25 protein-coding genes are annotated in these 17,795 nt (G+C 64.7%); 9 read left to right on the top strand and 16 right to left on the bottom strand.

The annotated features are described in order from the left end of the window. Window positions 1-15: 15 nt before the first annotated feature. Window positions 16-1,290: a tyrosine-type recombinase/integrase gene (locus tag IB269_RS16630; RefSeq protein ID WP_192367735.1), complete on the top strand. Its 1,275-nt coding sequence runs from the start codon at window positions 16-18 to the stop codon at window positions 1,288-1,290. Here the strand turns inward: IB269_RS16630 and IB269_RS16625 are convergent. From IB269_RS16625 to IB269_RS16600, 6 genes are all read right to left on the bottom strand, one after another. Beyond that, window positions 1,277-1,522 carry a helix-turn-helix transcriptional regulator gene (locus IB269_RS16625; RefSeq protein WP_192367734.1) on the bottom strand — a complete coding sequence of 82 codons (246 nt, stop codon included), beginning with the start codon at window positions 1,520-1,522 and terminating at the stop codon, window positions 1,277-1,279. The genes IB269_RS16630 and IB269_RS16625 overlap by 14 nt on opposite strands. A 109-nt stretch (window positions 1,523-1,631) precedes the next feature. Next, window positions 1,632-2,162, bottom strand: coding sequence for a hypothetical protein (locus tag IB269_RS16620; RefSeq protein ID WP_192367733.1), 531 nt, complete (start codon window positions 2,160-2,162; stop codon window positions 1,632-1,634). 40 nt (window positions 2,163-2,202) lie between these two features. Continuing rightward, window positions 2,203-2,559 (bottom strand): hypothetical protein, encoded by a 357-nt coding sequence (locus IB269_RS16615; RefSeq protein WP_192367732.1) that lies wholly within the window; start codon window positions 2,557-2,559, stop codon window positions 2,203-2,205. A 29-nt stretch (window positions 2,560-2,588) separates the two neighbouring features. Continuing rightward, window positions 2,589-3,353 (bottom strand): hypothetical protein, encoded by a 765-nt coding sequence (locus IB269_RS16610; protein ID WP_192367731.1) that lies wholly within the window; start codon window positions 3,351-3,353, stop codon window positions 2,589-2,591. Then, window positions 3,350-4,528 carry a hypothetical protein gene (locus IB269_RS16605; RefSeq protein WP_192367730.1) on the bottom strand — a complete coding sequence of 393 codons (1,179 nt, stop codon included), beginning with the start codon at window positions 4,526-4,528 and terminating at the stop codon, window positions 3,350-3,352. The genes IB269_RS16610 and IB269_RS16605 overlap by 4 nt, the downstream gene beginning before the upstream one ends. Before the next feature lie 100 nt (window positions 4,529-4,628). Beyond that, window positions 4,629-6,755: a DNA cytosine methyltransferase gene (locus tag IB269_RS16600; protein ID WP_192367729.1), complete on the bottom strand. Its 2,127-nt coding sequence runs from the start codon at window positions 6,753-6,755 to the stop codon at window positions 4,629-4,631. Window positions 6,756-6,852: 97 nt separating this feature from the next. On the opposite strand from IB269_RS16600, the gene IB269_RS16595 reads away from it, so the two are divergent. Continuing rightward, on the top strand, window positions 6,853-7,524 hold the full coding sequence (locus tag IB269_RS16595) for a hypothetical protein (protein ID WP_192367728.1): 672 nt from the start codon (window positions 6,853-6,855) through the stop codon (window positions 7,522-7,524). A 45-nt stretch (window positions 7,525-7,569) separates the two neighbouring features. On the opposite strand, the gene IB269_RS16590 is transcribed toward IB269_RS16595, so the two are convergent. From IB269_RS16590 to IB269_RS16540, 10 genes are all read right to left on the bottom strand, one after another. Continuing rightward, window positions 7,570-7,851: an H-NS family nucleoid-associated regulatory protein gene (locus tag IB269_RS16590; RefSeq protein WP_192367727.1), complete on the bottom strand. Its 282-nt coding sequence runs from the start codon at window positions 7,849-7,851 to the stop codon at window positions 7,570-7,572. Window positions 7,852-7,904: 53 nt separating this feature from the next. Further along, window positions 7,905-8,603 (bottom strand): hypothetical protein, encoded by a 699-nt coding sequence (locus tag IB269_RS16585; protein WP_192367726.1) that lies wholly within the window; start codon window positions 8,601-8,603, stop codon window positions 7,905-7,907. After that, window positions 8,593-8,817 (bottom strand): hypothetical protein, encoded by a 225-nt coding sequence (locus IB269_RS16580; RefSeq protein ID WP_192367725.1) that lies wholly within the window; start codon window positions 8,815-8,817, stop codon window positions 8,593-8,595. Before IB269_RS16580 ends, IB269_RS16585 begins: the two co-directional genes overlap by 11 nt. Then, entirely contained in the window at window positions 8,814-9,875 is a 1,062-nt protein-coding gene (locus tag IB269_RS16575; RefSeq protein ID WP_192367724.1) for a recombinase RecT, read from the bottom strand. The genes IB269_RS16580 and IB269_RS16575 overlap by 4 nt, the downstream gene beginning before the upstream one ends. Continuing rightward, the gene (locus IB269_RS16570) at window positions 9,872-10,678 is read right to left on the bottom strand and encodes a lambda exonuclease family protein (RefSeq protein WP_192367723.1); all 807 of its coding nucleotides are present in this window, start codon (window positions 10,676-10,678) and stop codon (window positions 9,872-9,874) included. The genes IB269_RS16575 and IB269_RS16570 overlap by 4 nt, the downstream gene beginning before the upstream one ends. A gap of 79 nt (window positions 10,679-10,757) precedes the next feature. Next, on the bottom strand, window positions 10,758-10,922 hold the full coding sequence (locus tag IB269_RS16565; protein ID WP_192367722.1) for a hypothetical protein: 165 nt from the start codon (window positions 10,920-10,922) through the stop codon (window positions 10,758-10,760). 258 nt (window positions 10,923-11,180) lie between these two features. Further along, window positions 11,181-11,522 carry a hypothetical protein gene (locus IB269_RS16555; protein ID WP_192367720.1) on the bottom strand — a complete coding sequence of 114 codons (342 nt, stop codon included), beginning with the start codon at window positions 11,520-11,522 and terminating at the stop codon, window positions 11,181-11,183. Between the two features lie 540 nt (window positions 11,523-12,062). Next, complete coding sequence (locus IB269_RS16550) at window positions 12,063-12,425, bottom strand: Arc family DNA-binding protein (RefSeq protein ID WP_318652166.1); 363 nt, start codon at window positions 12,423-12,425, stop codon at window positions 12,063-12,065. 96 nt (window positions 12,426-12,521) lie between these two features. Next, a complete protein-coding gene (locus IB269_RS16545) occupies window positions 12,522-12,902 on the bottom strand; it encodes a hypothetical protein (RefSeq protein WP_192367719.1) in 381 nt (126 codons plus the stop codon). A gap of 385 nt (window positions 12,903-13,287) precedes the next feature. Continuing rightward, window positions 13,288-13,746: a helix-turn-helix domain-containing protein gene (locus tag IB269_RS16540; RefSeq protein WP_225614163.1), complete on the bottom strand. Its 459-nt coding sequence runs from the start codon at window positions 13,744-13,746 to the stop codon at window positions 13,288-13,290. Between IB269_RS16540 and IB269_RS16535 the strand changes: the two genes are divergently transcribed. From IB269_RS16535 to IB269_RS16505, 7 genes are all read left to right on the top strand, one after another. Then, a complete protein-coding gene (locus tag IB269_RS16535; protein WP_096916516.1) occupies window positions 13,745-13,999 on the top strand; it encodes a hypothetical protein in 255 nt (84 codons plus the stop codon). The two genes, IB269_RS16540 and IB269_RS16535, sit on opposite strands and share 2 nt — an antisense overlap. Continuing rightward, window positions 13,992-14,363: a hypothetical protein gene (locus tag IB269_RS16530; protein ID WP_192367717.1), complete on the top strand. Its 372-nt coding sequence runs from the start codon at window positions 13,992-13,994 to the stop codon at window positions 14,361-14,363. The genes IB269_RS16535 and IB269_RS16530 overlap by 8 nt, the downstream gene beginning before the upstream one ends. Before the next feature lie 136 nt (window positions 14,364-14,499). Continuing rightward, a complete protein-coding gene (locus IB269_RS16525) occupies window positions 14,500-14,772 on the top strand; it encodes a hypothetical protein (protein ID WP_192367716.1) in 273 nt (90 codons plus the stop codon). Between the two features lie 135 nt (window positions 14,773-14,907). Further along, a complete protein-coding gene (locus IB269_RS16520) occupies window positions 14,908-15,186 on the top strand; it encodes a hypothetical protein (protein ID WP_192367715.1) in 279 nt (92 codons plus the stop codon). Further along, window positions 15,183-15,500 (top strand): hypothetical protein, encoded by a 318-nt coding sequence (locus IB269_RS16515; protein ID WP_192367714.1) that lies wholly within the window; start codon window positions 15,183-15,185, stop codon window positions 15,498-15,500. Before IB269_RS16520 ends, IB269_RS16515 begins: the two co-directional genes overlap by 4 nt. After that, the gene (locus IB269_RS16510) at window positions 15,497-16,399 is read left to right on the top strand and encodes a hypothetical protein (RefSeq protein ID WP_192367713.1); all 903 of its coding nucleotides are present in this window, start codon (window positions 15,497-15,499) and stop codon (window positions 16,397-16,399) included. The genes IB269_RS16515 and IB269_RS16510 overlap by 4 nt, the downstream gene beginning before the upstream one ends. Next, complete coding sequence (locus tag IB269_RS16505) at window positions 16,396-17,787, top strand: replicative DNA helicase (RefSeq protein ID WP_192367712.1); 1,392 nt, start codon at window positions 16,396-16,398, stop codon at window positions 17,785-17,787. The genes IB269_RS16510 and IB269_RS16505 overlap by 4 nt, the downstream gene beginning before the upstream one ends. Window positions 17,788-17,795: the final 8 nt, after the last annotated feature.

The raw sequence follows: 17,795 nt of genomic DNA, 5'->3' as shown, positions 1-17,795 counted from the left end.
AAGGTGTAGCTTCAGATGTTCTTTGACGCACGTTCAGCCAAGACCCTAAAGCAGGGCGAACACATTGTCGTACAAGGTTGCCCAGGCTTGAGGCTCGAAGCGACGGCCAGCACGAAATCTTGGACCTATCGTTACAGAAGCTTGGCGGATTCGGCAAAGCTCAAGCAGGTCAAACTCGGCCAATGGCCATCCATGTCGCCAGCCCAGGCTGCAGCTGAATGGCAGACAGCACGGGACCTGCGTGAGCAGGGAAGAGATCCGGCGGATGAGCGAAAGCTGGCGCGCAAGGCTTTGGCGCAACCGGTTGCACAGGTTTACACATTGGCCAGGCTGGTGGACGACTATGCCGCCCGGTATCTCATGGTCAACCGGGAGGCCAAGGGCGCCCGCAACATCGAGCAGCGTCTGCGCAATGCGATCTCGGGACGGGAGTCGACATCCGTGACCGAGGTGGGCCGCTCTTTTGTCTACGACGTCATTGAAGGTCTGGCCGACCGCCCCGTCTTGGCCAAGTCCGTGAAGACGGAGATGGCAGCTGCATGGCGCGTGGGGCTGGAGTCAGGGCGAATTCCGGACGGCATGCCCAACTGGTGGGCGGAACGCACGTCCCACAAGCTTCGCAGCAAAGGGGCAGTGCGTGAGGGCAAACACAAGGGCACCAGCAAGCGCGTGCTGAGCGGCGCGGAGATCAAGACGCTGATCGGCAGCGAGCTGTCGATGTTCAGCCAGCAGGTTCAGGATTTCCTGACGCTGCAGCTGTGGACATGCACGCGTGGCGGGGAGATCTGCCAGATGCAGAAGAAGCAGTTGTCGGAGGAGGGGGGTGTGCTCTGGTGGACCGTGCCCAAGGAGGCAATGAAGATTCGGCACGTTGAGGTCGCACATGACCTGCGTGTGCCTTTGTTCGGTCGGGCCGAGCAGATCGTGCGACGTCTGCTGGCGAATGAGGGGCAATGGCTGTTCCCGAGCATCGGGCGCGATGGTGTGCTTAAAGGGCAGACCCAGGCCTACATGCAGACCAAGGTGCATTATCTGCAGCCCTACAGCAAGACGAAGCCCGAGCACAAGCGGGCGCGGTTGACCGTGACGCATTGGTCACCGCATGATCTTCGGCGGACGGGACGCACCATCCTTGCGTCGATGGGCTGTCCGCATGAGGTTGGGGAGGCGATCCTTGGCCACGTCCTCCCTGGCGTGGCGGGCGATTACAACCTCTACCGGTACGACGCCGAGCGCGGCCAATGGCTGGCAGCGCTCGATGCGAAGTTGGAGGAGTTCATCGGGGCTTAGGGGCACCGGTGTTCTCAGGTGGCAGCAGCTCGGACGCTGGCCGACGGGCGGACCAGTCATCGAGTTCCGCGCGCAGCCAGCCCACGCGCCTGGCAGACAACTGGCGTGGCTGGGGAATCTGGCGCTCCCGCACCAGTTGTTCGAAGGAACTGACGCTCAGCGCCACGTAGGCTGCGGCATGCTCGCGGCCGAGCACGGCAGGTGCAAAGTTCAGAGTGATGATCTTGGACATGGGCGTCCTCAATGAAAAAGGCCCGCGGGTGCGGGCCAGGTGATTGGTTCGTCGTCAGGGTGTGGCGCGCGCTTGTCGCGCCAGTGCTCGGGCTTCTTGCTGGCCATGGTCAGGTCTCCTCGGCGGCCGGCGCGATCTGCTTCAGAGCCTCGCGCACGGCATTGCATATGCGCTCCAGGTGGCCGTACTCCGGGTTCGTCTCCGTGGCCTGCACAGCCATCATGGTGCCGTCGGGCCCGAAGATTTCCTCCAACAGCTCGGCCTTGGACCAGCACTGGCTTTCGGTTTCGCAGTTGGCAAGCTCATCGACGCGCCCCATCAGCTCCTCGGCCTGGGCCTTGGTCAATGGGTCGTACTCGAACCGGCACGCGGCTGTGCCCTTGCGGCGCCCCCTGATGGTCTTCCGCGCCAGGGAAACCAGCGCATCGGCGCTGTAGCGGCTGGCGTGCAGGTCCGGAGCGAGGTTGCTGATCAGGTAGTGGTTGTCGCAGCTGGCGAAAAATTGCGCGATGCCCTGGTCGCCCATGGCGCCCCAGTACGACTCCCAGGCCCTGCCGTAGCACCCGATGGTGATTCGGCCGCGCCCTGGCTCGATGTCATCCAGCGTGACCCGGATGGGGTCCAGGCGGTGGGATTGCATGATGTCGCTGATCGTGATGTGCACGACCGCGTTTGAGCGCTCAACTTTCATGTGGTCCTTTCTGCTGCGCCTGGGCGCGCAACGGCGATTTGCGCTCGTAGAGCACGGCATGGCGATAGGCTGCGTACTCGGCAGTCTTGCCTTCCGCGTCGTCCAGTGAGGCGAACCAGCGTTCTGGCTTCAGCCACTGCTCCACATTGATCGGCCTGTAGTTGCCGTCGCGCCAGCCGTTGTAGCCAGCGAGCACCACGCCACTGGTGATGTCGCCGTTCTTGAGGCGCACGACCTGCCAGACGCCGGTGAGTGGCCAGATCTTCTGGGCGAACCATTGATCCTGGGGGACCCACCAGCCGCGCTCGGTCTCGTTGCGCACGGTCACTTCGATTGGTTCCTGCATGTCAGCTCTCCTTGTGCCCAGTGGTGCGCTCATGCTGTGTATTCCTGCTCGGCCAGCTCGCAGAAGAAGCTGCATGCTGGCAGGGCTTCGTTGCGCTTGATTGGGCCGTCCGGCAGGTCGCGCAGAGGGAAGCGCTCCCCTATGCGTGGCCCTGAGCGATAGCGTAGGAACCAAGATCCAGGGCCCAACTCGTCTTGAACCAGGCACATCTCCTCGAACTCGTCAGGGAAGTCGCAACGGATCGCGCGCCAGTAGGCCTCGCCGCCCTTGACACATCCTTTGCAGTTCGCGTTCTCGTAGCCCATCTCGTACATCACGGGGAGTGCTATTCCGGCCCGCTGCACCATCGCCTTGCAATCGTCTTTCCCGAGGCCGGCAGTGACCAGTGGCGCCAAGGCCTGAAGCCCCGGGTTGTTCTCTTGCCAATCTTCCCAGCGGCCTTCTTCTTCTGCCGTGAACCCGAAGACGATCACGTCGCCGTGCTCGCTCCACTGGTCAAGCAGCTTGCGCTTGAGAACCCTTGTGCACGGGGCGCCACGCGGGCCCTTGATGAAGCGCTCGCGCCGGAAGACCCGAATGATGTCTGCGTCGTACTTCTCATCTCGTAGTTGGACGATATGCCGCCCGAACCAGCGTTCGCAGTCCACGAGGAAACGCCGGTTGTCGTCGTGCTCTTGCTTGATGAAGGCGTTGACGATCTGCACGTCGTGGGTCGCGCCGTACTGGGCCAATGCCAGCTTTGTGGCCACGGCTGAGGCCGCGCCGCAGCTGAACTGGCAAACGATCCTGGTCATGCCGCCCCCTTGGCTGCTGCCTGGGCTGAGTGGTTGCGCTCGGCCCACCAGTCCCGGCCCGGGTCTGCTGCGTTGTCGGCTTCCATGGCGATCATTACGGCCAGCAGTGCCATGCGGGTGCGGCTGGACTTGCCGCCACCCTGACCCGGCGTGCAGAACTCGATGCTTGCGCCGCCGCGCTCGTCCCAGATGCTGGCGTACACGTCGTTGTCGCTGTCGAGGCCGATGCGAAGGTGTGCGCTCGGGCTCATGTCGCCGATGCGGCCAACGTCCCGGGCCTTGGGCCAGACGATGGGGGCATCCACTGCAGGCGCTTCCAGGGCGGGCGCTGCTGCAGACTGCTCGACAGGTGCCATAGCGACGGAGTAGCCCTCTGCTTTCCTGCGCGTTTCTGTACCGTACTGCGTGGACATTTCATGCTTTTTGGCATCGCTGATTACTTCCAGCGTCTCGGGATGCATCCATGCCGTCACGCCCTGGGGCGACACAGCGGCAGGAGCTGCCCCGGCTTCCAGGGCCTCACAGAGTTGCAGCATCAGTGCCTGCTCGGTCCGCCCACGCACGCGGGTCCATCCGTTGCGCAGGTACTCGCGGCATTCCTCGACGGTCAGATCGTCTCGCTCCCGTGCACGACGCACGGGACGTGTTGCCGCCACATATGGCTGTTCGCGCAGCCACCATGCCACGGGGCCGTCCTCGGTGTCATGGATCGACACGAGGCACCAGCCGGCCCCCTCCGGCGATGCGGGCGCCCAGGCGGCGAAGTTGAATTCCTTGGAATCGTAGTTGCCAGCCATCACGTCATAGGCATCCACGTCCAGCTGTTCCTGCGCCGACACGCCCGCCAGTTGCAGGCCCAGTGCCTCGAAGAACTTGGGCGGGTTCATTCCCTCGTCCAACCAGGGCAAGTCAGGGTGCTCGCCGAGGCCCTGTGCATCGCGCTCGATGGCGCGGCCGTCGAGCATGCGCGCCTTCCAGCAGCCATCGAACACCGGGGCGCCGCCAGCGCGTAGCTGCTCGATATGGGCCGGGCACTGGCGGCCAGCGCGCGTACGCTGGACCTCGGCAATGCGAACCATTGCAACCCAGGCCTGGTCGAGTTCGGATGTGGGGCACTCGAAGAATGGGCGCAGCAGATCCAGGGTGGGCGTGCGCGGGATCAGGATGTGGGTCATGGGTTGCTCCGTTCGATTTGCCATGCGCTGGCAGTTTTGGAAATGACGTGGCCTGCGCGCTGCAGTAGCAGCGGGCACGCGGCCTGGGGTGGGGTCGGGGTCAAGCTGCGACTCCGTAGATCAGGGCTTCGTGCGCGAAGTTGGCGCGGGCCAGGGCCTCGGCCAGCGGTGGGCAGACGCTGTTGCCGCACATGCGGACCTGCGCGGTGGTGCTCAGGTCGATGAGGGGAACATCGCGCGGGTCGGCGGCTTGCTTGCCACCTCGGAACAGCAGGGCCGGGTCGGGCACGCGCTCGAAGTGGTAGTCGCGCGGGAAGCCCTGGGCGCGGAACAGCTCGCGCGGCTTGAGCATGCGCAGCGTGATGTCCACTAGCACCCACCACTGGCCTGCGTGCCACATGAGCACGAGTTCGGCCGGATCGGGAAAGTGCTCGGGCAGGTGCTTGTGCAGCAGCTCGGCGCACAGCCGGGCCCGCTCGGCATGCTCGGGCGCCAGCGTTGCGGCCGGCACCTGGCACGTCTGGACGAGGCCCATGCGGGCCTTGGTGGGCACGGTGTGCATGGGCTCGCTGCAGGCGCTGTCCTGGCCGCCCTCGCTGTAGTACTTCACGAGGTAGGCCGTGATCAGCCGCTGCTGCGTGCCGCTGGAGGTCACCGTGGACATGGGGTCCGCCGCGCTGCGGCCGTCGCCGTCGTAGAACCCGCCGTTGGCCTGCTCCAAGCACGCGGCCACCATGGCCTGCTCGCCCCGGTTGGCGCCGGTGACGGTGCGGAGCGGCTCGCGCGGGTCGTTGCCGGTGCGCTCGCCGTGGTGCGTGAGGTGGGTCAGGTGCACGGCAGCCAGCGCACTGGTGCCGCCGCTGGCCGTGACGGTGTTGAGCGGCACTTCCAGGCTGCGGATGCCGTGGCTGAAACGCTTGCCACCGGCAGGCCCTTCGCCGTGGCCCATGTCCACCAGATGCGCTGCAACCAAGGCACTCTTGATGCCTCCGGCCACCACCGTGCCCAGCGGCGCCTCGATGTCCTGGGTGCGTGGCTGCTGGCCCTCGCGCTCGCCGTAGCCGATGGTGACCAGGTTGGCGCCCACCAAGGCGTGGTGCGTGCCGCTGGCCGCCACGGTGGACAACGGGGCCTCCACGGCATGGCCGACCAGGTGCTGCTCGGACGTGCCGCGCAGTGGGGCCAGCGTGGGCGCCACGACGCTGAAGTGCCCGCCCTTCACCTGCGCGCAGATGGTGCGCAGCGGCGCATCAGCCGGCATGGTGCGCTGGTTGCTGGCGTTGGCGTGCTCGTTCAGGTAGGGCGCCATCACCGGCTGGGCCACAGCGCGGTGGTTCTGCGTGGTCACGGTGCCGATGGGGCGGTCTGTCGCGGCGGGCCGGCCTGCATAGACCGGGCCGCCGGCGCCGACGAGGTACGGGCTGGCACTGGTGAGGACATGCTTCCAAAGGCCCTTTGCGACACGGCGCATGGTGTTGTCCACCAGCGGGCGCTTGCGGCCGAACACGCTCTCGGCATGCAGGTCGAAGTCGATGCACTCGGCGGCCGTGCGGTGCGCGGCCAGCTTGCCGGCGATCACGCGGCGGTCTGTGGGCTCGGCATGCGTCTGCTCGGGCCAGACGATGGGCAGGCCATCGCGGCGTGCTACGAGGAACAGGCGCTTGCGGATCGTGGGCGTGCCGTGGTCGCTGGCGCGCAGCTCGCGCCAGTCCACCTGATAGCCGTGGGCCTTGAGCTGGCGCACGAACGACTGGAAGGTCTTACCGCGGCGCGCGGGGTCCGGCCGGGCCTGGCCGTCAGGTCCGACGAGGATCGGGCCCCAGGTCTGGAACTCCTCCACGTTCTCCAACATGAGCACGCGGGGCTTGCACATGGCAACCCAGCGCATGCCCACCCAGGCCAAGCCCCGGATGTGCTTGCTGACCGGCGTGCCGCCCTTGGCCTTGCTGAAATGCTTGCAGTCCGGCGACAGCCAGACGAGCGCCACGGGCTGGTTGCCGGTGACTTGGATGGGGTTCACGTCCCAGACCGATTCGCACAGGTGCAGCGTGTGCGGATGGTTGGCAGCGTGCATGGCCAGCGCCTCGGGGTCGTGGTTGATGGCGATGTCCACGGGCCGGCCGAATGCGGCTTCCAGCCCGGTGGAGGTGCCGCCGCCGCCGGCAAAATTGTCGATGATCAACTCGCCCGGGAATGCGAGTGGCAATGTGAAAGCATCACGCTTCATGTGCGAGTTCCTGTGGTGGAAATGCAAAAAGCCCGAGAGGCGACTGCCAAACGGGCTATGGGAGGTTAGGATTCGCCGCTCATGAAAGGAGAGGGCGATGGACGTTGATCAATTAATCTCTGGTATCGGATCTGCGGTAGCTTCTGCGCAATCACAGAATATCTGTGTTTTTTGGTGCATGACTAAATCGGAGTGGGCTAGCTGGGTGCAGGCTGGTGGATCAGTTGTTGCTATATTCTCAGGTTTTTACTTAACTAGAAAAACTCTACACGTTCAAAATCAGCAGCAGCTTCAGAGAGATATTGAGGCTAAGCGAGTTAAAGACAGGATGCAGTACTGTGTTTTGGCTGACTTGTTCGAAGCCACTGAAGCTTGGGGTAATGAAATGGCCCGAACTATAGTCGACCCAGATACGTACAATATTGATAGCTCCATCTACATAGGGCAATCTGTTATTGATTCGCTAAGGTCTGTATCAAATGAACAATTGCCTGCAGTCGATTCGATAAGAAGAATTAATATGGCAGTTCTCAGCACTGAGGCTGTAGTCGCTGGACTAAAAATCGTAAAGGCACTTGAAGGTGATGCAGCAACCGCCGCTCGTCATACTGTTAAATTTCGGGCGAATCGTCTTAGGAAAATAGCTTCGGTTGATAAGGACTTCTGCAATAGACAGGCGGATGATATTTCAACTGCAGAAGAAATTGCCATAAGACGAAAAGCCGAAGAAAGCAGAGCACAGGCATTGACTGAGCTATTCAGCAAATAGTTGAGAATGTGCCTTGCCGCTAAAAAAGCGCTAGATTGCTGGCAGTCAGATCTGGAACTGCTCCCGCTCCTTGCCGAGAATCCAGTTCGGCGGCTTGCCCCGGCCGGTCCAGGTGGCCCCGGTGGCGGGGTCGCGGTACTTCGGGGCGCCCACGGTGCCCTTGGGCTTCTTGCCCTGGGGCGGGAACACATCGGCAGCGGTCAAGCCATGCTCCTGGATCAGCGCGCGGGCTTCGGTCACAGCCTTCGCCTTGGCTTCGGCCTGGGCCTGGGCGATCTGGGCGTCCAGTTCGGCCTTGCGGGCCAGCAGTTCGGTGTAGGAGGTCATGGATTTCCTTTCGTGGCGCCGCGCGGGCGCCGTGGGTTGGTTCAGTGGATGGTTCAGGCCGGTTCGCCGGTCACGGCCGCCGCAAATGCGTCTTCGGGCGTCTGGTTCACAGGGTGGTTCGGGTCGGTGGGCGGCTCGTCCTCGCCTTCCTCGCGCAGCTCCTGCTGGTCCTCGTTGTCCGGCTGGCTGGCGGGCGTGTCCGGCTTGCCGGCGCGGTAGCCCTTCTTGGCCTGCAGCAGTTCGGCCGGGGCCAGCAGCTTGATGTAGATCTCGCCCTCGGCTGCCAGGCCGGACAGCTCGCCGAAGACATCGTTGTCCTGCAGCTCGTCGCCGTTGTATTGGATGGTGCCCTTGATGGTGACGCTGCCGCCTTCGCTCAGCTCGTAGTGCAGGCCGGTCAGCACGGCGTCCATGAAGTCCACGTGCGCGTCTTCGATGCCCCAGTCCCAGATGAAGCGGTAGCCGCGCCACTTCTGGCCCTTGCCGTAGTGGTAGAGCAGGGGCAGCTGTGGGTGCCGCAGGTTCGGCAGCGGGATCAGCACGCCGGGGAGCGCCTCCTGGCCGGCCGTGGCCGCCTTGTTGCAGTAGTGGTGCTCGCGCAGTCCGGGCTCCAGAAGGTCCAGCAGGGTGTTCTCGCCCGTGAGCGTGAAGGAGATGTCGATGGCGCGCACCTTCTCTTCGCCGTGCAGCTCGCGCCGCGGGTTGGCGTTGGTGATGGTGACGGCCGTGGATTCGGCAAGTTCAAAGGCCATGGTGGTCCTCGGTGGTGGTGGTGGAAACAGGGATGGGCTGGCCCAGGGCCTGGGCGGCGTACTCGCGGCCGAGCTTTTCGGCCTCCAGGGAGACGCGCAGGAATGCGCGGGCGACCTGCTCATGCGAGAGGTTTTCCGCGCCGATGGGCAGGCCCGTGATCAAGCCTGCCAGCTGCGCAGCGAACTTGGCGGCCGGGACGGTGGCGGCGGTCATGCCCCAGGCATCTCCGCGCGCAGGGCCTCGTACTTGGCGTTGAGGTTCCTGCGGTCTTCCTCGACAGGCAGGTCGCCGATGAAGCTGGCCACCTCGTCCAGCTTCTCCGGGCTCTTGGCCTTGAGCATCTGGGCGAGCAGCTCGGGTGCGCTGTAGCCGATGGCGGGCGGCTGTGCTGGAGCCTGGGCGGACGCGGCCGGCGCTGCAGCGGAATCGATCGCGCCGTCCTGCTGCTGGTCGTCGCCGTGCGGCATGTCGTCCGGCATCATGGTGAACTCGCCGTCGATGATGTTGCTGTTGTCCAGGTTCTGGTCCTTGCCGGCCTCGGCCATGCCGTCCAGCGCGGCGGCTGTCTGGAATTCGATGGACAGCGGCAGGTACTTGGCCAGGCGGCGGATGACGGTCTTGCGGCCCATCTCCGTGAAGTTGTCCTTCCAGGGGCCGTATTTGCCCTTGCTCTGGGTGCCGGCCATGATCTGCTCGACCTGCAGGCGGCTCATGAACTCGAAGCAGTGGCCGCCATCCTTGAGCTTGGCCACGGCGTAAAAGCCGATCACCTCGCCGCGCTCGCCCATGGCCGGGCGGTGCTCCAGCTTCTCGTCCAGGCCGTAGACCAGATCGAAGGTGTCCTGCTCGCAGACCTCGTGCGCCGCGATGCTCACGATCTGACCGCTGCGCCGGGCCAGGTCGATCAGGCCCTTGTAGCCGATGATCACCTGCACGCTGTTGACCCAGCGCTCAACACCCTGTGCATCCTTGCGCTTCGTGTTGAAGGGCACGAGGTAGGCGTGGCCCAGCACCGTGTTGGGCTCCAGGCCCATCTGGGCGCATTGCCCGATGGCGCCGACGAGGCTGGCCACGTCGCACTTGGCCAGGGCCGGTGTGGTGGTGGCCGCGATCTGAGCCACCTTCAGCAGCCGCTCGGCGTTGAGGTGCTTGGGCAGCATCTTGGCGATCTCGCCGCGCTTGCTCTGCAGCAGGTGCGCGATCTGCTCCTTGGGCTTCATCTGCGCCAGGGGGCGGGCGGCGGCGGGCGCCTGGGGAATGTTCGTGGTCATGCATGCTCCTGGGTGTTGCCGCGCAGGGCGGTTTCGTACTGGTCCACCAGCTGCTTGAACTGCAGCAGCTCGGCTTCCATGGTTTCGATGTAGTCGTCGTCGCGTGGCACGCGCCAGCGCGTAAAGTCGCGGCCCACGGCAGCCAGGGCCGGGCAGTAGATGCAGAAGTCCCACCAGCGCCTGCCGGTGATCCACATCCCGCCTTGCACCTGGTCCATGAACTCGCTGATGTCGTTGTCCAGCAGGCTGGCGCGCAGGCGCAGCGGGTCGATGAGGCACTTGTATTCGGCGCCGCCGTCCGGCTCGATCAGGCCGTCTGCGCTGGCCCCGAAGAAGCGGTCGGGCGTGGTGATGAAGCCGCAGGGCAGCACCTCGACGCCGGCATGCACTTCGTGCGCGGCGCGCGCCATGGGCTCCAGCTCGTGCCCGCGCCGCATGGCGTAGGTTTCGAAGCCTTCGTCCAGCGGCTCGCGGCTACCGCGCTCGATTGCCAGGCGCAGGGCGTAGCTCTTGGCGGCCTCGCTGAAGTCGCCGATGGGCAGCCCGTCGATCGCGCGCTGCACGGTCTCGGTGAGCTTGGGGCGCGTCTTGTAGCCGGCCTGGGCCGCCGCAGCATCCATGGCCATGCCGGCGCGGATGCCTGCCACCAGGGCGGCCTGCTGCTCCGTCAGGCCGCCCACGCGCTCGCGCGCCGTGGCGAACATGCTGGCCGTGATGACGCCGGAGCGGTCGCGCTTCCATTCGTCCGTGCCCTGGGCGCTGTAGTGGACGATGAACTGGGGGGCGTCGGCCAGCGTGGTCATGCCAGCCCCGCCGCGATGCCGGCCAGGCCAGCGCAGATGGCGCTCAGGCCTAGCCAGAGGAACAGGTGGAGGAGGGCGTTCATGCTTCAGCGTCCTCCTGCGGCAGCATCTCGTTCACGCGCTTCAGCCAGAACTGGCCGCCGGCTGGCAGGCAGCAGTCCAGCTTTTGGCAGGCTTCGCGCACCATTTGGGCCAGCTCGTCGCGCTGCTCCTGCAACTGTTGGTAGGTCAGGGTCTGGCTCATGGCCGCTCCTTCAAACATTGAACTTGGGTGTCGCTGAGCCACTGCGCATGCATACCCGGGCAGAGCCAAGCTCCAGCGGCAGCGCGCTTCAGCTCGGCGGGGCTAGCACTGTCCTGCGCCGCGTCCGCGGCGCTGCAGCCGGACAGGGCCAGCACCAGGGCAGCCAGCCCCAGGACAAGGCCCAGAAGCAGCGAAGCCCGCTGGCGGGCGGGCTTCTTGCGGCGTGGCAGCTGCTGGAGCTGAATGGGAGGGCGGGTATCAGGCAGCATTGATGCCCTCCGGATAGCGGTTGGCGATGTGGGCCATGACGGCGGTGCGCAGCTGCAGGGCCGGCTGGCTGACCATCAGCGCGCCGAGTGCCGTGATGCTGTCATGGTCACCGTCGGCGATGGCCTCGGCCAGCATCTCGTCGAACGACATGGGCAAGCCGAACGGTCCGGGCATGCGCTCGTGGAACCAGTCCGTGGGCGTCATGAACGCCGCCGCGCGCTGCAGCTTCTGCATGGCGCGGGCCCTGTCTTCATCGGCCGCAGCGGCGCGGCGGTCCATCTCGTTCTCCCAGCGCTCCGCATCCGCGCTGGGGTTGGCGGTCATCAGCATGGCTGAATCTCCTGTGGTGGTGGCCGCTGCGGGCCGGGAATGAAAAAGGCCCGCGAGCGTTGAAGCTGCGGGCCTTGGTACAAAGTGCCGATGCCTTGAAGGCGTGCCTGGGAATTAGAGAGGGAGGGAGGAGGAACCCAGGCTCGGCGTGAAACTGATTGCGTCCACGATACCCTGCACTCGGCCGAGCAAATGTGAACGGAAAGTAAAAGATGCAGGGCTTCCACCTGCTGCGGCTTGCGAGGCCTCTGCGACCCCGTGGCCAGGGTATGGATGATGGCATGCCGTATTCGCCCCGGCTTCCCTTCTATTGACGGTTTGGCGGACTCTCACCGCTTGCGGGTGGGCAACTACCCGTCACGATTTGCCATCACAGATAGGGGCCGGTGCTGATCTCCGGCTTGGCGGCGTTACAAGGTACGGTTGCGACCCGTTTGTCCTATCCGCCCGAGGTTCCTTCTGTCGCATCAGCCTGCGCATTCCCTATCTGTGATGGCCCCGGCACTTGGCCGGGACGTTTCGATCCCGCTGTCAATCCGCTCAATCGGGATTGGCAGCGTCGCGCGCCAGCTCCAAGAGCTCGCACATGTAGTCGGTCTGCACGCGCATCTGGGACAGCATCTCGGCCAGCACCGGCTGCGCAGCTGGCTGCTCTGCGGCGAAGTCCTCGCCCAGGGTCTGGGCCAGGCGCCTGACGATCTCTGTGTTGAGGCTGCGATCTGCTGCTTTGGCCAGCCTCTTGAGTTCCTGGTGCATTGGCGTCGGCAGCCGGGCGACGAATTGGGTGATGCCTTCTTCTCGCATCGCCATTACAGCGCCTGCTCCTTGCGGCAGGCTGTCCTGCTGCCCGCTCTGCGGCGCGGTGCCCGAGGCAATGGCGATCTTGTCCAGGGTGTGGTTCACGGTGGTTTCTCCTGTGGTGGTGGCGGAAACAGAAAAGGCCTCCCTCATCGAGAAGCCTCTTTTGTTTGCCCCGATGACGCTCGGGGCGGGCGGTGGTCAGATCTGCGCGGTGTAGGCCTCGAACAAATGGGCGTGCCGCAGGGCGTCATCTGCGGCGGCCCGCGCCTTTTCGATTTCCGCCTGCAGACCGTTGGCATTGAGTGCTTCAATCAGCAGGGCCACCAACTTCGTTTCGCGCATCTCCTGCGCCTGTCTTTTCAGCTTCAGCAACTCCGCCTTCGTGCGCTGCCGGTCGGCTTCGAGGTGCGCGATCTCGCTGTCCAGCGCAATGCGCTCCGGCGCTGGTGTGGATTCGCCGTGCACGAAGAACAGCTCCTTATTGCGCAATCGCAGCGCCTCCTTCTCGAACAGCTCCAGCTTGTTTTGCTCGCGCTTCATGGTCAGTTGCGCGATCTGGGCGGACAGTGGTTCCTTCATCTTTTGCTCCTTGATCAAACCTCAGCACCCTCTCGGAAGACGCTGAGGTTTGGACCCTTGCGGGCCCAATCGCGACGCACCCACGCCGCTGGTTTTTCTTGCTCTTGGGTTCCACCCTCACCGGAGGATTGGCTTGCATCCGGGCGCCCCGGGACTGAGTCCCTGGCGACTTGCAGCTTTGGCCTGCTCGGGAGCAGGTGGCTGGGTCGTTGGGGTGAATTCTTTCCCAAATGTGGGATGCAAGTCAACCCAAATTTGGGAATTAGGTGCAAATTTTTTCCCGCAATTGGGTGTTGCAGGGTGTTCTCGGGTGTTGCGGGGGCACAAAAAAGCCCGCTGGTGCGGGCATTCGGTTTTGAACTTCTTGGGGCGAGCGTCAGCGAATCTATGGAGCCCCATCCTTTTTCGAAGCTTCCCACTCCTGATAGACGTCCATAGCTTTGGCCTCGATCATCCCTTTTCGCCGGTCTGGCAGCGCGGCAAATTGCTGTGGAGAGATGTCCTCGAATGGCCAGGGCGACGTGCCCACTCCGCTCAATGGATCGAACTCCTCCGAGAGCAAGGCCCATGTGGGTATTTGAAAGGCGCGCGCAATTCCAGCCAAGTGATCAACGCCAGTGTTGGTTTCGGCCTTGGTCATCCGCTCGACCACCCCCTTAGATACACCAGAGGCTTCCGACAGTCGCACGATCGTTCCGAGACGTGGATTGGCCTGCATCAGCGCGCGCACATTTTTGGCAAGGATGTGTCGTGGTTCCGAACTCATCCTCCGAGTGTGCCGAAGGCTGTATCCCAGGAATGGGATTGACTCTGTCCCAAATTTGGGATTATGCTCGGCAGCCATGGAACCCATCATCTCTTTCCTCAAGCGTCGTCTTCGCGAGGCGGGCGCCGCGCGCTGGGAGTTGATTGCGGCGGATGCCGGCGTAGCGAAAACGCTGCCCCGGAAGATCGCTTGCAACGACCGAGACAACCCCGGCGTGCAGACCATCCAGCCTCTTCTGGACTACTTCCGCCTCGTTGACCTCGGCGAACGGAAACTTCCCGAACTGCCATCTGCAGCCCCGGCCCCAGCCCAGGAGCCCGGCCATGCCTGAGCCGCACATGCCGCGCCGTTTCGGGCGTCTGCCGTGGCAGGCCAAGCTGAGGATGAAGCGAATGGACCGCATCTGGGATGCCCGGATGGCCGAGTGGCGCGCAGCTGAGGTTCGTATGGCAGCGGAAAAGGCAGCAGCCTCTGCTGCGGTTGCTGCACACGAAACGGCTTATGCGGCAATGCAGAGCGCGAGCTACACAGCTCCGGCATCTCTGCCGCCGCGCGCCATCTCCATCACCGACCTCGACGACCGCGTCGTCATCAAGGTGGGCTTCTCCGAGCTGCGCCTGACCCCTGAAGAGGCCGCACGCCTATTCGCCATGGGCCGCGACTTCGGCGCCCCCCAGCAGAACGGAGGTGCCTGATGCCTACAGCTCCAGGTATGGGCCGCGCTCTCCCCGTGGCGACTTCCGGCTCTCGTAGCGGAAGCGCAGCCCCTCTGATCCGTAGTGCACGTCCGTCCACAGGTAGCCAACGGCGACCAGCACGTAGCACGCCTGAATGGCAATTCCTGACGCGGTGGGCTTCATGAAGAACAACAGCACCACCAATGCCGAAGCCAGGGAAAGTATCCGGCTCCAAGCCCGAATGAAGGCGGCGCGCACGAAGCGCTTGCGCCGGTACGCGGCTGACATCTTGTTGGTTGGCCACCTGGTGATTGCCTTCATGTTGGGCGCATTGGGAGCAGTTGACGAAGCGCTGATCGTACTGACTGCGCTGCCCGCCTCCCTGATCGCCCATGCCTGGGCATACCGCCCGCTGGCCAAGCCCTGAGGTGCTGCCCATGTCTCAACCCACACCCCCAGCCCGCCGCTGCGCCAGCCCGTACAGCAACGCATCCAGCTCCCTGCGGCTGACGTCCCATTCGTCCGCTTCGCAGTCCTCCACCACCACAGCCAGGACCGAGAAATGAACCAACAGCAGCCTGCCTTCGCGCGCAGTCGCAACCCTGAACTGGACCGCACTGACCTGCGCGCGACGGTCCGCAAATTCACCATGGACGTCATCGACGCCGAGGTGAACCACCGCATCCGCCACACCGACGCGGGCGCGAGCCGGAACATGGTCATCAACGAGATCCTGGAGGCGTGGGCGTCTGAGCAATGGCATAGGGCAACTATGACCGTAGCCCTGGCGCCTATCAATCCGTTGCTGCAGGAATCGGAGCAGGGCCAGGAGCCGGCATGAACATCCAGATCCGTTTTGCCGGTGTCGATGGCCAGCCGCCCCAGCCCATGCTGGTGGTGGACTTCGCGCCCACGCCGGTTTCCATGCCACTCGCAGACCAGGAGCTGGAGCTGCGCATCCAGGCCCAGGCCTTGCTGATGAGCGCCGACATGCTGGCGTTCGAGCGCACCAAGAACCTGATGTACCGCCGCTGTGCCGATCAGGGCAAGAAGGCCATGTATGCGCTGATCGGCCGCCGCTCGCCTGAGCGCCAGGCTGATATGGCGTGTGCGCTGGCCACCGAAACACAACAACAAGAAGGGCGCGCACAGTGACCGACACCGCCGAGAAAACCAAGCGCCCAGCGTTCCAGTTCTACCCTGCTGACTGGCGCAAGGATGTCGAGCTGCAGTCGTGCTCCATGGCCGCTCAAGGCCTGTGGATCAACGCCATGTGCATCGCACACGAATGTGAGCCCTACGGCCACCTGATGGTCAACGGCCGCCCCATGAACACCGCGCAGCTGGGTCGCCAGGTCGGCCTTTCCGTGAAGGAATGCGAGGGCCTGGTCTCCGAACTGCTGGACGCTGGCGTGGCCCGCCGCACGGAGGAAGGGGCGTTGTTCTCCAAGCGCATGGTGCAGGACGAGATCACCCGAAACGCCCGTGCTGCTGGTGGAAAGACTGGCGCAGAACACGGCGCGAAGGGGGCTTCTCATGGAAAGAAAGGGGGGCGTCCTGCTCAACCGAAGGGGGGTTCTGAAACCCCCCTTGCTGGAAACGAAACTACCCCCCTTCTAGGCTTCGAAGAACCCCCCCCTTCTTCTTCATCTTCTTCTTCACCTTCGGGGTTTAAAGAAGGAGCTAACGCTCCTCTGTCGAAAGCGAGGCTTCCGACCTGCCCGAAGCAGGCCATTGTCGACCTGTACCACGAGGTGCTGCCCGAGCTGCCCGGCGTGCGGGTTATGGACAAGGACCGGGAGAAGGCCCTGGCCGAGATCTGGCAGTGGGTGCTGACCGTGCCGAAGAAGGACGGCCAGCCCCGTGCCACCGACGCTGCAGGTGCATTGGCCTGGCTGCGCGGCTACTTCCTCCGTGCCCGCAGCAACGACTTCATCATGGGTCGCGGTTTCCGCTCTGCTGAGCACCAGAACTGGCGCTGCACGATCGAATACCTCGTGTCGAGCCGTGGCCGGAAAAAGGTCATCGAGGAGACGCAGGAGGTCGCAGCATGAACGCCCGCTCCATGCCCCCTCTGGACGAAGATTTCGACGGCGCCACCGCGATGCCGCTGGCCAGCTTCGAGGCTGAGCACGCCGTGCTGGGCTCCCTGCTGCTGAGCAGCGGCCTGTACGACGTGGTGGGCGACATCCTGCAGCCTGCGGATTTCGCCGACGAGACCCACGGCGCGATCTACGGCGCCATCTCCGCGCTGGCCGTGGCCGCCAAGGCTGTGGACCCGCTGACCGTGTACGAGCAGCTGCGCTGCGCGGTGGAGCTGACCTACCTGAACGACTTGGCGCAGGCCGGCTCCGTCTCCGGCTCGTCTGCCCGGCGCTACGCCGAAATCGTCCGGGAGCGTGCCCAAAGCCGCCAGCTGCTGGGCGTGGTGGACAAGGCCCGCGAGCTGGCGCGCGACCACGCGCTGCCGATTGGGGACCGCATCGAGCAGGTTTCGGCGCAGCTGGCCGGCCTGGTGTCCGATGGCCCGGGCGACGAGTGGGTCGATGCCTCCGCAGGCATGGACGAGTTCCTGCAGGAGCTGGACCGGCGCGCCAGCGGCGTGGAGGAGCCGTTCATGCCCACAGGCCTGGCCGACCTGGACAACCGGCTCGACGGCGGCCTGCGGCCCGGGGAGTTGGTCATCATCGCCGGCCGGCCTGGCATGGGCAAAACAGCGCTGGCCCTGGGCATCGGCAGCCACGGCTCCAAGCTCAAGCAGACCTGCGCCATGTTCTCGCTGGAGATGCCGCGCATCCAGCTCTACGAGCGCCAGATCGCCTCAGAGGCAGAGGTCTCGTACAGCAAGATCCGGCTGCCCAAGCGCCTGACCGACGAAGAGGGCGCCGCCGTCGTGGCGGCAGCCGAGCGCGTGAAGGCCCGGCCGTTCTACGTGACGGACAAGACCGGCCACAACATCAACACCGTGCGCACGAAGGCCCGCGCGCTCAAGCGCCGGCACGGCCTGCGCCTGCTGATCATCGACTACCTGGGCCTGCTGGAAGGCGCGAACCCGAAGGACAACCGCACCACCCAGCTCGGCGAGATCACGCGCAACCTCAAGAAGCTGGCGAAGGAGCTGGACATCACGATCCTGCTGCTGGCCCAGCTCAACCGTGAGGTGGAGAAGCGCGTGGACGGCATGCCGATCCTGTCCGACCTGCGCGACTGCGGCGAGATCGAGCAGGACGCCGACATCGTGCTGTTTGCTCATCGACCCATCCAGCACAAGCCCAGCCTGGGCGACGCCTGGCGCTACTACGGCGTCATCCGTGTGGCCAAGCAGCGCGGCGGCGCCACCGGCGACATCGACGTCAAGTACACGGGCCCGCTCCTGACCTTCTCCAACTGGTACGGCGCCCGGCCGAGCACCACCCCTGGCCGTTCGGCCGACTTCGAGTGAAAGCCCCA

Origin of the sequence: Delftia sp. DLF01 (assembly GCF_014852125.1) — a bacterium.
GTDB lineage: Bacteria > Pseudomonadota > Gammaproteobacteria > Burkholderiales > Burkholderiaceae_C > Comamonas > Comamonas acidovorans.
This window is presented reverse-complemented; position numbering and strand designations above follow the sequence as displayed.